Genomic DNA, 13291 nt, shown 5'->3' on the forward strand with positions numbered 1-13291 from the left:
GCAATGGCGGTGTCGGGGGGCGGCGGGGCGGCGCGCGCGTCGCGCACCGGCTCATTCTGCGTCGGCTGGTTGGGCCGAACAGGCGTTGACCGAGGCGGTGCGGCTGCACTTGAGATCTCGGGGTAGGGGGCCGGTGCAGCTATGAACCGCGCCGGGATGCCAAGGGCCGGTGCAAAGCCGGCCGGCATCTCGACGACGGCGCGCGACCGGTGCGACCAGCGGTCGGCGTATTCGCCCTGGAAGCGGCCGCGCCAGCGCTCGGGAGGGCCCGGCGGCCCATCACCGGGGCCCATGCCCCAGAAAGGGCTCATGCGCAGGCGCAGGTGACCGTTCTCGACCCACGCGCGACCGGTCATCTGCTCGGATGCGGCGGCGATCACGGCGAGCCACGGCACGCGTACGCCGCCACAATCGAGGTCGAAACGGTGCAGCAGCCATGTTCTGCACAGGTTCGGGTTGAAGGGGGAGCAGGCCGTAAACTGGCGCTGCTCGCGCGTGCCGTAGATCCGATAGGCCTCGTCGCGGGACGGCATGAGCGTGACTCTCCCGCCGCCGGCCGAGCATGCATACGGCATGACGAGCTGCTCTTGCGCCGACACCGCCGTGCCGCAAAGGAACAGAGCGGTCGCGACCAGAATTGCCGCCGTCCGACGTTTCGAGATTGCCGACGCGCGAGCCAAGGGGGTCCACCTGACATTGCTGGGCGCCGCCTCGACTCGGGCGGGCGCGATGGCGCAAACATCGCTCGGACATTGGCAGCTTTGTGGCTGAGGCCGCCGGCATGCGCCTTAACCATGCCGCCGTCCGCAGGATGGCCCCGACCAAAGGTTACTGGCGCCTCCTGACTGGATGCCCGCGGTGAGCCTCGCTATGACAGGCTGGGCAGGATGCCAGCATTGTGCGGGAGGAGATGATTCATGGGTGATTTCGACGGCAAGGTCATTCTGGTCACGGGGTCGGCCACAGGTCTTGGAGCCGCGATTGCCGTCGGGGCGGCGAGGCGCGGAGCGAAGGCGGTGGTTCTCAACTGCACGAAGAGCCTCAAGGAAGCGGAGGCGACCGCAGCGGCCGTCCGCGCGGCCGGGGCTGAGGCCGTGATCGCCCAGGGTGATGTTGCCGAGGATGCGGACTGCCGCAGGATTGCCGATGCCGCCGCTCGCTTCGGCCGCCTCGACGCGCTGGTCAACAACGCCGGCATCACCAAGCAGGTGCAGAACCATGCCAATCTCGATGGGCTATCGAAGGATGATTTTCTGCGCCTTTACGCTGTGAACACCGTCGGGCCCTTCCAGATGGTGCGCGCCTGTCGCGCCCTGCTGGAGGCGGCCGGCCGATCGAGCGTGCTGATGACATCATCGATCGCTGCGGTGACCGGGATCGGCTCATCGGTGGCGTATGCCGCCTCCAAGGGCGCGCTCAACACGATGACACTCTCACTCGCCCGTGCGCTTGCGCCGAAGATCCGCGTCAACGCCATCTGCCCCGGCTTCATCGATACGCGCTGGTTCAGCGACGCATTCGACGCCGAGACGACGGAGCGCATCCGCAGCAATATCACCAGGACGACGCCACTGCAGGTTGCCTCGACGCCGGAAGACATTGCCGATGCCGCGCTGTTCCTGATTTCGGATGCGGCTCGTCATGTGACGGGCGAGACGCTGCTCGCCGACGCGGGCTTGCATCTCGGGCCGTCGGTGCGCGCGCGCTGAAGGCCGCCGGCCTCTGCCGCATTACTTCGGAGGTAATCGACGGCAGGACGCAGCTCCGCGATTCTGAGGCCCACAAGCCAACGGAATAGGAGCCGTTCCCATGTCCCACCTTCGTCCCTCGACGTTCCTGCGCCGCGCTCTCATCCTGGATGCAGCGGCAAGCGGCGCAACCGGTCTGCTGATGATTGCCGGCGCAGGTCTGCTGGAAGGCCTCCTCGGCGTGCCGGCGCAACTCATGCGCGGCGCAGGACTTGTGCTGGTGCCCTACGTCGTCTTCGTCGCGTGGCTCGGCACGCGCGAGACGCTGACGCGCGGCGCCGTTTGGGCCGTCATCGTCTGCAACGCCGTGTGGGCAGCCGCGAGCTTCCTGCTGCTGGCCGAGGGGTGGATTGCGCCCAACCTGCTTGGATATGTCTTCATCGTCGGCCAGGCGCTGGTCGTCGCCCTCTTCGGGGAGCTGCAATACATCGGGTTGCGCCGGCCGATGGCCGCCGCGGCCTGAGCCGAGTGGCTGTACGCCCCTCTCTCCGTTCCCGACGGGGAGAGGCGGCGACGCACAAGGGGGCGGTTATTGATCAGATGGCGGCCCTTCGCGCAGGAAATGGTTTAGGTTAAGCCGAGTCCAGCAGGAGAAGCCGGCGATGGTGGCGTAGAGTAGCCATTGTCCGGGTTGCAACACAACAGGATCGGCTCCGTGCGCTTCATTCTCATAGCGATCGCTCTCACTCTCGGTGCTGCGCAGGCGCTGGCGCAGCATGTCTTTCAACCCGCACGTGGCACTCCGCTCAGGGCCGAGCTGATGGATGCGGCGCGGCCGACCTTCGAAGCCGAGATCGGCGGGAAGATCGAGTTCGTGGTGCGCCGGCTTAATGTCTGGGGCGACTGGGCCTTCGGTGACGTCACGGCGCAACGGCCCGGCGGCCGGCCGATCGATTGGCGCCGCACGAGGTTTGCAGAGGATTTCAAGGAGGGCATGTTCGACCCGGCCGGATCGTTCTTCCTTCTGCGCAAGACCGGGCGGCAATGGGTGGTGGTCGAGTACGCCATAGGGCCGACCGACGTTGCCTGGGATGGGTGGCGCCAGCAGCGCAAGCTGCCGCAGGCGCTGTTTGAGCGCTGAGGTCTCAGCTCAACCGCCGCGTCGGAATCGACCAGGCGATGGTCGCTCCGATCGCCGCGAACCCGGCCATGGTGAGAAATGCCGCACGGAATGCGACGGCGATCTCGCCGCGCACAATCTCCTGGCGGGCTGACGGCACCGACGCCATGGTGTCCGCTCCCCGCTCTATCATGCTGGCGAACAGGCGTGCCGTCTCCGGCTGGCTGTGGGCGACCACGGCGAAGAGAATCGTACCGACGAGGGCCGTACCGACCGCAGCGCCCACCGAGCGCGAAAGCTGAACGGAGGCAGCGGCCGAACCGAGCGTGGCCTTGTCTGCAGCGCTCTGCACCGTTACCTGCACCACCCCCATGACGGTGCCCATGCACAGCCCGCTCAAGAAGAGCAGGACGGATAGTTGTGGGTGGCTGAAATTGGCGGCCCAAACGCTCAGGACGACGAGGCCGACTGTCGCCCCCATCAGGCCGATCGAGGGAAATATCGTGGTGTAGCCAGTCCGACTGACGATGCGGCCGGTGGTCATCGAGCCCGTGCCGAGGCCCAGCATCAGGGGCAGCAGCAGCAACCCGGTCTCTGCCGAGGAGGCGCTCTGGCTGACATGCAGATAAAGCGGCAGGAACGTGACGAGCGAGACAAGCACGCCGCCATGGCAAGCGGCGAGGGCATCGCTGCGCCAAATGGTGGGCTGGCGCAGCAGGTGGATGGGCAGCAGGGGATAGGAGGCGCGGCGCTCCTGGCGGATCAACAGGGCCAGCGAGGTCAGGGCTATCGTGATCAGAATGAGGAATCTGGTTCCGGCGCCGGAATTCCAGCGCTGCACCTGCTCGAGTGCGAGCAGCAGCGGGGCGATGAAGCCCACGAAGAAGAAGAGCCCGAGCTTGTCAAACGTCCATGATTGCGGATTTCCCTGGCGCTGCACCAGCCGCAGCGTCATCAGAACGGCAACGAGGCCGAGCGGCAGGTTGACGAGAAATATGCTGCGCCAGCCGAAATGATAGGTGAGGTAGCCGCCGACAACGGGGCCGAAGGTGCTGGAGGTGACGATCACGGCGGCGAGGTAGCCCTGGTAGCGGCCTCGCTCACGCGGCGGGATGGTCTCGCCGATCAGCGCCTGCGACAGCGTCATGAGGCCGCCGCCGCCGAACCCCTGCAGGACGCGCGCAAGCGCCAGCATTTCGACGCTGGTTGCGACCGTGCACAGCAGGGACGCCGCGATGAAGACCGACAGCGCGATGAGCATCATGCGCCTGCCGCCGAACACGTCTCTGAGCTGGCCGTAGACGGGCGCGGCGATCGTGGCGGCGACGAGATAGGAGATGACCACCCAGGAAATCCGGCCGACGCTGCCGAGCGAGGCGGCGATTGCGGGCAGTGCGGTGGCAACGATCGTCTGGTCGACCACCGCCAGGAACATGGGCAGCATGATTGAGGGAAAGACGGTGAGGAACAAGCGGCCGGTCGTTGGCTTGCTCTCGACGTCGTCTTTCATGCGCTTTCCCTGGCGTCGCCTGCTCAGCGCATCGCAGCAATCCAGGCGAGCAGGAGAGGTCGATTGACGCGCGCTGTGTGGCGCGCCTTTCCTGCCTATACTGCACCGGCAACCTGGCGCAAAGCCGGGATGGGCCCATGGCCGAGGACAAGAAGCAGCAGCCGCGCCTTGTCGACGTCAACGAGAAGGCGCTGGCCGAGGCGACGGACAAGGCCTGGCGGAGCCCGAACCAGGGAGCGGCGAATCGCGGAGGATGGCTGCGCGCGATCCTGCTGCTGGCGCCGCGTGCCTTCGGCGCCTACTGCCTGCTCTGGCGCTGGATGGCGCCTAGAACTGCTTGGTCAGCGACAGCCGGAACGAGCGCGGCTCAAGCGGGTGAAAGTGACTGTCGTTGACGCCCGCCGCTGCTTCACCCATCAGGCGCGAGGCGTAGTAGTAGTCGATCTGGCTCGCCTTCTGGTCGAGCAGATTGAATCCGTCCACTCTGACGATCAGACCGTCGTCGAACTTGTAGCCGAGCCGCGCCGACACCGGCATGGACGCGTTGGAGCGCACGCTGTTGTCCTCGATCAGCGGCCTCGGCCCGAAATAACGCACGCGCACCCCGCCGAACCAGCCGCCCATGAGGTTCTCGAATGAGAGTGAGGCGCTGACGACGCCCTCGGTGGCACCGGGGATGTAGCGGCCCGGTGCTCCGGGATCGTCCTCCAGGAAGCGCGCGCGGGTGTAGGCGGCGTCTAGATCCAGCGTCAGCCAGGGCAGGAGCTTGCTGCGCAGGGTGTATTCGAGTCCGATGCGGCGGCTCGGCCGGCTTGCCTCCGTGGTGCCGGCATCGCCGACGAACACGATCTCGGAGTCGAAGTCGAGGATGAATGCGGCGAGCGTGCTTTGCATCGCCTTCGTCGGCTCGGACCTCAGGCCGATTTCGGCGCCCTTGGAGCGGACCAGAAAGGGGACCGCCTGAGCCGACGCAAGCGAGACCGGATCGACGGTGATCACGGTCCCGCGTGCGTCGTTGCTGTGGAAGCCCGTGCCGGCGTTCAGATAGAACTCGGTCTTGGACCAGGGGCCGAGCACGATGCCGGCCTTGGGGCTCAGGATGGCATCGATCTCGCTGCCGGAATTGGCGCCCAGGTTGCTCGACACGTCGGCCGAGAAGAGATCGCCGCGCAGGCCGGCCGTGGTGCGCAACCATGGCGTCCAGCGCAGCGTGCTCTCGCCGAATATGCCGACGCTGAATTCCCGCGCCTGGTCCTCCCGCACCGTCGAAAGCACCGCGCGCTCCCTGGTATTGTAGAGCCCGACCTTGATGTCGTCGTATCTGCTCTGCACGCCGAGCGTCGTCTCGCTCTTCACGCCCGCGAACGCCGTGCCGAAAAAAGTCCTGCTCGCGCCGGCACCGCCGATCCAGCGGTGATCGGTCTGCTTGAACTGGTCGCCGTCCACCGGGTTGCTCAGCAGATAGGTGAAGTTGTTGAACAGCGCGAGGTCGCTCTTGATGGCGTAGGCGCTCGCGCGCGTCAGCGTGTCCGCAGTGCGCTCGCTCCAGCGGCTGGACAGGCTGAACCGCTCGGCCTCTCCGCCGTCGGTCGAGTCGATGTTGCCGTAGCGGCCGATGAGGCCGGAGTCGACGGCACGCCGGGGAATCTGGTCGGTTGCATACCATTTGCCGGAGTAGGCCATGCCGGTGATGGCAAAGCCGTTGTCGTAGCTGCCGCGGGAGTAGCGCATGACGCCGTTGAGCTTGCGCAGGTCGTCCGGCCGCTCCCACGGTCCATCGAAGCGTACGACTTCTCCGGCGACGAGCATATTGCCGCCGTTGCCGACCGGGGCCGACATGCCGGCCACCGCGCGCCGGTGCCCGAAACTCCCGAGTTCGACCTGCGCGAAGTTCTTCTCGAGGCGGTCGACAATGTCGAGGTGGATGGCACCGGCGGAGGCGAAGTCACCCTCGGCGGCAAAGTAGGGGCCCTTGCGGTACAGCAGTCCGCGCATGATCTCCGGGATCAGGAAGCCGGTGTCGGCGTATCCCTGGCCGTGCCCATGCGTGCGCATGTTGACGGGCATGCCGTCAACGGTGATGGCAAGGTCTGTGCCGTGGTCGAGATTGAAGCCGCGCAGGAAGTACTGGTTGGCCTTGCCCTCACCGCTGTGCTGCGTGACGATCAGTCCCGGCGTCGCCTCGAGCAGTTCGCCCGTGCGATAGATCGGCTGCGACAGCAGCTCGCTCCGCGGCGCCACGCCCTCGCTTCCGGAACGGGCCTGTCCGAGCAACGCGCTGCTGGAATATGGCGACTGGTCCGGTTCCTCCTCGGACGGCTCTTGCGTCTGCGGTGCGGGTGCGCTCTGCGGCGTCGGGGCCTTCCGCGCCTTCGGGCGCTTGGGCGGTGCGGTGACCGTCAGCTCCGGCAATTGCTGGGATTGCTGCGCTGCGATGTGCCCAGGCCACGCAAGCCACGTGCTGACACAGACAATGACCCAACCTGTACGCACGAGACCCCCATCCCCACCAGCGTCGGCGACCCCGACGCTAGGGAAATGCCCGGGTAATGTCCAACGATCGTCGACGTTTCGGCGAGCATGTCATCGCCGAGCGCGGCGTGCGCCACGGGAAGCTCGTCATGACGCCGGCCGACATCGAGACCGGGCGCCACGCGCGCGGCGAGACGCACGCTCATCAACACATTCGGGTGAGCTAGTCGCCGCCTGTCTCAAAATTCACGAGGCCATAAAAAGCTAATAGTTTCAATGAAATGAAGCGTCACGCGACTGTTACACAGACCCGCTAGAACGGCGGTGCGCCAGGGGGCGCTGGCCGGCCACGAAGAGTACAAGGCGGATGTGGCCGCCAATCACCCAATCAGGGAGATTAGCGTGAGACACAAGACTATGGCCCTCACCGCGGCCGTCGCCGCGATGGGCGTTGTCGCGTTTGCTGCTGCGGCATCGGCACGCGACCAGATCCGGATCGTGGGGTCCTCGACGGTCTATCCGTTCACCACCGCTGTTGCCGAGCAGTTCGGCAAGTCGGGCGCGGGCAAGACCCCGGTGGTCGAATCCACCGGTACCGGCGGCGGCATGAAGCTGTTTTGCGCGGGTGTCGGCCCGACGCATCCTGACCTTACCAACGCGTCGCGGGCGATGAAGAAGGGCGAGTTCGAGGACTGCCAGAAGAATGGCGTCAAGGATATCGTCCAGATCAAAGTCGGCATCGACGGTTTGACGATTGCGCAATCGAAGGCAGGACCGTCCACCAAGCTCACCATGGAGCAGGTGTTCCTGGCTCTTGCCGCGCAGGTGCCCGACAAGGACGGCAAGCTCATCGACAATCCCTACAAGAACTGGTCGGACATCGACAAGTCTCTGCCCAACATCAAGATCGAGGTTCTGGGTCCGCCCCCGACCTCCGGCACGCGCGACTCGTTCCATGAGCTGTTCATGGAGGAGGGCGCCAAGAAGATCCCGGCGCTGGCGGAGCTCAAGAAGAAGGACGGCAAGGCTTTCGACAAAGTCTGGAAGTCCATGCGCAAGGACGGCCCCTATGTTGAGGCTGGCGAGAACGACAACGTGATTGTCCAGAAGCTCGAAGCCAACAAGAACGCCTACGGCATCTTCGGCTACTCGTTCCTTGAGGAAAACACGGCGAAGCTGAAAGGCGTGGTGATCGAGGGTGTTGCACCCGACTACGACAGCATCTCCTCCGGCAAATACAAGGGTGCGCGACCGCTGTTCATCTACGTCAAGAAGCAGCATGTCGGCGTGATCCCGGGTATCGACAAGTTCGTCGAGGAGTACGTATCGGCGAAGGCGATGTCGAAGGACGGCTACCTGGCGCGCAAGGGCCTCGTGGCGCTGCCGAAAGCGGAAGCGGACAAGATCGCCGCTGCGGCCAAGAGTATGGCGGTCCTCACTGCCACCGACGTGAAGTAAGCCGGCGCAGCGGCGAGGAGGCCAGCCCTGTCCACTGGGGGCTGGCCTGCCCCGGCTTGCGGTGCGTGCGTGCATATGTTGACTTAGCCGCGCCGGCCCTGGCGCGGAGGTGCCCCGGCAGCACGGCTGGGGGTCACCAAGGGATCGGCGGTCATGGCCGGCATGTACTTCGTTTCGTTCGCTTTGCTGGTGGTTGCCGGTTTCCTCGTGGCGCGATCGCGGGCGCATGGCTTGGCGTCCGGCAACCTGGGCTCGCTGCATTCCCTTCCGATCTATCACGGCCTGTTCACGGCGGTCGCGGTCCTCGTGCCGATGCTCGTTGTGTTCGCGATTGGGGCGCCGCTCGTGATCCAGATGGCGACGTCCAACGCCTTGAGCTACTTCGGGCCTGAGGTGGCCGCCGATGCACTGCGGCGTGGCGCGGCGCTTCGCGACATCCAGAACGTCGTCAACGGGCAACACGGTACAAGCGCGATCTCCGAGGCGCTGAGGAAAGCGGCCGACAGCTATGCGAGCACGCTGCGGTTAGGCAACTGGATCGTCTACGGCAGCGGTGTCGGCTTGGGTCTCCTGGGGCTGGTTGTGAGCCTGGGGCGCATCGGCCCGGGGTTTCGCTCTCGCAACTATTTCGAGCGTTTCGTCCTCGTGGTGCTGATGGCCTGCGCGGCGGTCGCCATCATGACGACTATCGGCATCATCTTCTCGGTAGTGATCGAGACCTACAGGTTCTTCTTCGATCCGGCTCTCAAAGGCAGACCGACAATTGTTGAGTTCCTCTTCGGCACGGAATGGAATCCGCAGGAAGCGCTGCGCGCGGACCAGGGCGACATCAAGACTGCGTTCGGTTTCATCCCGCTGCTGACGGGAACGGTTCTCATCACCTTCATTGCCATCTGCGTGGCAGGCCCGCTCGGCCTTTTCTCCGCGATCTATCTGTCGGAGTACGCCTCGCGCCCGGTGCGGGCCTGGGCGAAGCCGGTGCTGGAGATTCTCGCCGGCATCCCCACGGTCGTGCTGGGTTTCTTCGCCGCGCTCACGGTTGCGCCCTTCATACGCGGGTGGGGCGAGTATTTCGGGCTCGATGTCGCCTCGGAAAGCGCGCTCGCCGCCGGGCTCGTGATGGGCATGATGATCATCCCCTTCATCTCGTCTCTGTCGGACGACGTCATCAACGCCGTGCCGCAGTCCCTGCGTGACGGCGCCTACGGGCTGGGGTCCACGAAATCGGAGGCCATCCGCAAGGTGGTGCTGCCGGCAGCCCTGCCGGGCATCGTCTCGGCGTTTATGCTGGCCATCAGCCGAGCCATCGGCGAGACGATGATCGTCGTCATGGCCGCCGGCCTCGCCGCCAACCTGACCTTCAATCCGCTTGAGGCTGTCACGACCATCACTGTGCAGATCAAGACCATTCTCGTGGGCGATCAGGAGTTCGACAGCGCCAAGACCTTGGCGGCGTTCGCCCTGGGGTTCGTGCTCTTCTTCGTCACGCTCATGCTGAACATGGTCGCCCTGCACATCGTGAACAAATACCGAGAGCAGTATGACTGACATCGCGATCTCGCCGGAGCGTGCGAAGGCCCGGCGGCTTGACACGGCGTCGGATGCAGCGCTCGCGCGCGTGCGGCGGCGCTATCGGGCGGAGGCGCGCTTCAAGGCGTACGGAATTGCGGCGCTTCTGCTGACGGCCGTCTTTCTGGTCGTCCTCGTCGCTGACATCCTCATGAGGGGACTGCCGGCGTTCGTTCAGCATTCCCTGGTGCTCGACGTTGCCGTGCCCGCCGACGCGTTCGGTGCGCCTGGTGACCGCGATCCCGCCAAGATCCGGTCCGGCGACTACTTTCCCATTACCAGGGATGCGCTCAAGGTCGCGATCCCCGGCATCGAGGGGCGCAGCGCCGAGCGCACCCTGACGCGGCTGCTGAGCACCGGTGCTGCCGACGAGCTGCGCAGGCGATTGCTGGCCGATCCGGCATTGGTCGGAGCCACGGTGAAGGTGCCGCTGCTGCTGTCGGATGATGCCGATCTCTACTTCAAGGGCGCGGGCAGCAAGATCGTTTCGCAGCCGGCGCGGGGCACCGCCACCCCGAGCGGCACGAGCGGCGAGATCACCGTCCTGACCTCGGCCAATGACTTTGCCGGCGAGCTCGTGGCGATCAAGCGGGCGCTGCGGGAACGGGCTCAGAGGCTGGCGGCAGAGGCCGACCGCCTGCAGCGGTTGGGATCGAGCACGGTAGAAGCCAGGATCGAGGAGCTGCGCAAGGAGGCGGCCGAATATCGCGACCGCTATGAGAGGCCCGACGTCGATGAGGAGCTCGACGCTCGCATGCCGAGCCTTCTGGTCGCCATCAACGGTGGCTTGGTCAAGATCACCAGGATTGCCGCCGCCGGGATCACCGGCGAGGTTCTCCTGCCGCTGTCGTCGGCGTCCGAGGCGAAGCCCGGCGAGTGGCGCATCGTCAAATACGCAACGCCGGAGAGCAACCGGAAGGTCACGGATCAGGAGATCGCCTTCCTCGAGCGTTTCAGGGAGCTCGGCAAGGTCGACCGGCACTTCAACTGGTTGTTCTTCACGTCGGGCGACAGCCGCGAGCCGGAGCTGGCCGGCATACTCGGCGCATTGGTCGGCACGGCGCTGACATTGCTTGTTACGCTCGTTCTGTGCGTGCCGATCGGCGTCCTTGGCGCCGTCTATCTGGAGGAGTTCGCGCCGAAGAACCGGTTGACCGCTCTGATCGAGGTCAACATCAACAATCTGGCTGCCGTCCCCTCGATCGTGTTCGGCCTGCTCGGCCTCGCCGTGTTCCTCAACTTCTTCGGGCTGCCCCGCTCGGCGCCCCTGGTCGGCGGCCTCGTGCTGGCTCTGCTGGTGCTGCCGACCATCATCATTGCCGCGCGTGCGGCGCTGAAGGCCGTGCCGCCCTCGATCAAGGAGGCCGCGCTCGGCGTCGGCGCTTCGCATCAGCAGGCGGTCTTCCACCATGTGCTGCCTCTGGCCATGCCCGGAATCATGACCGGCGCGATCATCGGCATGGCGCACGCGCTGGGCGAGACCGCGCCGCTCCTGATGATCGGCATGATCGCCTTCATCGTCGACGTGCCCAAGGGGCTGACCGAGGCTGCGACCGTATTGCCGGTGCAGATCTATCTGTGGTCCGACCTGCCCGAGGTGGCCTTTCAGGCCAAGACGGCGGCGACGATCATCGTGCTTCTGGTGTTCTTGTTCGTCATGAATGGGTTGGCGATCTGGCTGCGCAAGAAGTTCGAGCGCCGTTGGTGAGGCTGGGCTGAGGGGGTATGGTTATGGACATGGCTGTGCAGCGCGACTTCACTTCGGCTGAGACGTCGCCCGTCGCCGGCGATGGCAGGAAGGCCAAGGTCGTGGCCCGCGATGTGAACGTATACTACGGCGAGAAGCACGCGCTGCAGCATGTGAACGTCGACATTCCCGAGCGCGGCGTCATGGCCTTCATCGGGCCGTCCGGCTGCGGAAAGTCGACCTTCCTGCGGTGCATCAACCGCATGAACGACACCATCGCCATCTGCCGCGTCACCGGCAAGATCGAGATCGACGGTGCCGATATCTACGATCCCAGGCTCGACGTGGTGCAGTTGCGCGCCCGCGTCGGCATGGTGTTTCAGAAGCCCAATCCGTTTCCCAAGTCCGTGTTCGAGAATGTCGCCTACGGTCCTCGCATCCATGGTCTTGCGCCATCGAAGGACGACCTCGAGGAGATCGTCACATCGAGCCTCAAGCGGGCCGGGCTGTTCGACGAGGTCAAGGACCGTCTGCAGGATCCAGGCACGGGGCTGTCGGGCGGCCAGCAGCAGCGGCTGTGCATCGCGCGGGCCATCGCGGTGCAGCCCGAGATCATCCTCATGGACGAGCCTTGCTCGGCTCTCGATCCGATCGCGACTGCCAAGATCGAAGAGCTGATGGAGGAGCTCGCAGAGGCCTTCACGATCGTGATCGTCACCCACTCGATGCAGCAGGCTGCCCGCGTCTCCCAGCGCACCGCATTCTTCCATCTCGGAAGCCTCGTCGAGGAAGGACCGACGGAGCTGATATTCAACAAGCCGAAGGATCAGCGTACGCAGGACTACATCACCGGCCGCATCGGCTGACGCTTGCGGGAATGGGCATCAACAGCGTTCCAGGCAAGCGGACACGGCAGCATGTTCGGGCTGAGGCTTCGGTCGAAAGCAAGAGCTGAGAAGGAAAGTCTTATGAGCGAGCACATCGTCAAATCCTTCGACCAGGAGCTGCAGACGCTCGACAAGAAGATCGCGCAGATGGGCGGCCTTGCCGAGCAGCTTCTGGCACAGAGCTTCGATGCGCTGGAGCGGCGCGATCCCAAGCTCGGTGAGGGCGCGGTTGCCGGCGACCGGGCGATCGACGTGCTGGAGCGCGAGGTTCAGGAGCAGACGATCCTGATGATTGCGCGGCGCCAGCCCGTGTCCAACGACCTGCGCCAGATCATGACCGTGCTGAAGATTGCCGGCGACCTGGAGCGCATCGGCGACCTAGCGAAGAACATTGCCAAGCGCGCGCTCGCCGTCTCGGGCGAGAACCACCCCAAGTCCCTGATGACGGGCCTGAAGCATATGACCGAGCTGGCGCTGCGGCAGCTCAAGGATGTGCTCGACGCGTACGCGGAGCGCGATGCCGACAAGGCGCTCGGCGTCTGGCGGCGCGACGAGCAGATCGATGCCATGTACAATTCCCTGTTCCGCGAGCTCCTCACCTACATGATGGAAGACCCCCGCAATATCGGGCTCTGCACGCATCTGCTGTTCGGCGCCAAGAACATCGAGCGCATCGGCGATCACACCACCAACATCGCCGAGAACGTGTACTACCTCGTGCACGGCAAGGCGCTGATGGACGATCGTCCCAAGGGCGACGACACGAGTTCGACGCTGATCCGCAAGGAATGAGCTGGAACGTGGTGCCGTGAAGGATATGTCGCCGCACATTCTGGTGGTGGAGGACGAGGCGGCCATCGCCGAGCTGGTGCGCTACAATCTGGCGGCGCAGGGCTACCG

Annotated in this window: 12 protein-coding genes and 1 pseudogene; 10 read left to right on the forward strand and 3 right to left on the reverse strand. The window is 65.3% G+C overall.

All coding sequences use genetic code 11. From position 1 onward, the window contains the following. Positions 1-533: pseudogene (locus F9K20_RS20705) on the reverse strand (hypothetical protein); the annotation flags it as partial. 384 nt (positions 534-917) lie between these two features. Between F9K20_RS20705 and F9K20_RS20710 the strand changes: the two are divergent. From F9K20_RS20710 to F9K20_RS20720, 3 genes are all read left to right on the forward strand, one after another. Then, positions 918-1709, forward strand: coding sequence for an SDR family oxidoreductase (locus F9K20_RS20710; RefSeq protein ID WP_291006556.1), 792 nt, complete (start codon positions 918-920; stop codon positions 1707-1709). A 100-nt stretch (positions 1710-1809) separates the two neighbouring features. After that, the gene (locus F9K20_RS20715; protein ID WP_291006558.1) at positions 1810-2211 is read left to right on the forward strand and encodes a hypothetical protein; all 402 of its coding nucleotides are present in this window, start codon (positions 1810-1812) and stop codon (positions 2209-2211) included. 159 nt (positions 2212-2370) lie between these two features. Further along, positions 2371-2829: a hypothetical protein gene (locus F9K20_RS20720; RefSeq protein ID WP_291006561.1), complete on the forward strand. Its 459-nt coding sequence runs from the start codon at positions 2371-2373 to the stop codon at positions 2827-2829. A 4-nt stretch (positions 2830-2833) separates the two neighbouring features. Here the strand turns inward: F9K20_RS20720 and F9K20_RS20725 are convergent, their stop codons facing one another. Then, complete coding sequence (locus F9K20_RS20725; RefSeq protein WP_291006563.1) at positions 2834-4318, reverse strand: MFS transporter; 1485 nt, start codon at positions 4316-4318, stop codon at positions 2834-2836. A 137-nt stretch (positions 4319-4455) separates the two neighbouring features. Between F9K20_RS20725 and F9K20_RS20730 the strand changes: the two genes are divergently transcribed. Beyond that, on the forward strand, positions 4456-4713 hold the full coding sequence (locus F9K20_RS20730; protein WP_291006566.1) for a hypothetical protein: 258 nt from the start codon (positions 4456-4458) through the stop codon (positions 4711-4713). On the opposite strand, the gene F9K20_RS20735 is transcribed toward F9K20_RS20730, so the two are convergent. Next, on the reverse strand, positions 4646-6730 hold the full coding sequence (locus F9K20_RS20735; RefSeq protein ID WP_291006569.1) for a TonB-dependent receptor: 2085 nt from the start codon (positions 6728-6730) through the stop codon (positions 4646-4648). The two genes, F9K20_RS20730 and F9K20_RS20735, sit on opposite strands and share 68 nt — an antisense overlap. A 137-nt stretch (positions 6731-6867) precedes the next feature. On the opposite strand from F9K20_RS20735, the gene F9K20_RS20740 reads away from it, so the two are divergent. The 6 genes from F9K20_RS20740 to phoU all read left to right on the forward strand — a co-directional run bounded on the left by F9K20_RS20740 (position 6868) and on the right by phoU (position 13183). Beyond that, positions 6868-7017 (forward strand): hypothetical protein, encoded by a 150-nt coding sequence (locus F9K20_RS20740; protein ID WP_291006571.1) that lies wholly within the window; start codon positions 6868-6870, stop codon positions 7015-7017. A gap of 175 nt (positions 7018-7192) precedes the next feature. After that, positions 7193-8248, forward strand: coding sequence for a PstS family phosphate ABC transporter substrate-binding protein (locus F9K20_RS20745; RefSeq protein WP_367238439.1), 1056 nt, complete (start codon positions 7193-7195; stop codon positions 8246-8248). Between the two features lie 153 nt (positions 8249-8401). After that, a complete protein-coding gene (gene pstC, locus F9K20_RS20750) occupies positions 8402-9796 on the forward strand; it encodes a phosphate ABC transporter permease subunit PstC (protein ID WP_291006573.1) in 1395 nt (464 codons plus the stop codon). Beyond that, the gene (gene pstA, locus F9K20_RS20755; RefSeq protein WP_291006575.1) at positions 9789-11525 is read left to right on the forward strand and encodes a phosphate ABC transporter permease PstA; all 1737 of its coding nucleotides are present in this window, start codon (positions 9789-9791) and stop codon (positions 11523-11525) included. The genes pstC and pstA overlap by 8 nt, the downstream gene beginning before the upstream one ends. Positions 11526-11554: 29 nt before the next feature. Then, complete coding sequence (gene pstB / locus F9K20_RS20760) at positions 11555-12370, forward strand: phosphate ABC transporter ATP-binding protein PstB (protein WP_291006578.1); 816 nt, start codon at positions 11555-11557, stop codon at positions 12368-12370. Positions 12371-12472: 102 nt separating this feature from the next. Next, positions 12473-13183: a phosphate signaling complex protein PhoU gene (gene phoU, locus F9K20_RS20765; RefSeq protein ID WP_291006581.1), complete on the forward strand. Its 711-nt coding sequence runs from the start codon at positions 12473-12475 to the stop codon at positions 13181-13183. Positions 13184-13291 lie beyond the last annotated feature (108 nt).

Source organism: Hyphomicrobium sp., assembly GCF_009026145.1.
Classification (GTDB): domain Bacteria; phylum Pseudomonadota; class Alphaproteobacteria; order Rhizobiales; family Hyphomicrobiaceae; genus Hyphomicrobium_A.

Excerpts from the sequence above, each read along its gene's own strand:
- F9K20_RS20710 (WP_291006556.1), top strand. The coding sequence starts at position 918 with ATGGGTGATTTCGACGGCAAGGTCATTCTGGTCACGGGGTCGGCCACA.
- F9K20_RS20715 (WP_291006558.1), top strand. The coding sequence starts at position 1,810 with ATGTCCCACCTTCGTCCCTCGACGTTCCTGCGCCGCGCTCTCATCCTG.
- F9K20_RS20725 (WP_291006563.1), bottom strand. The coding sequence starts at position 4,318 with ATGAAAGACGACGTCGAGAGCAAGCCAACGACCGGCCGCTTGTTCCTC.
- F9K20_RS20730 (WP_291006566.1), top strand. The coding sequence starts at position 4,456 with ATGGCCGAGGACAAGAAGCAGCAGCCGCGCCTTGTCGACGTCAACGAG.
- F9K20_RS20740 (WP_291006571.1), top strand. The coding sequence starts at position 6,868 with ATGTCCAACGATCGTCGACGTTTCGGCGAGCATGTCATCGCCGAGCGC.
- pstC (WP_291006573.1), top strand. The coding sequence starts at position 8,402 with ATGGCCGGCATGTACTTCGTTTCGTTCGCTTTGCTGGTGGTTGCCGGT.
- pstA (WP_291006575.1), top strand. The coding sequence starts at position 9,789 with ATGACTGACATCGCGATCTCGCCGGAGCGTGCGAAGGCCCGGCGGCTT.
- pstB (WP_291006578.1), top strand. The coding sequence starts at position 11,555 with ATGGCTGTGCAGCGCGACTTCACTTCGGCTGAGACGTCGCCCGTCGCC.
- phoU (WP_291006581.1), top strand. The coding sequence starts at position 12,473 with ATGAGCGAGCACATCGTCAAATCCTTCGACCAGGAGCTGCAGACGCTC.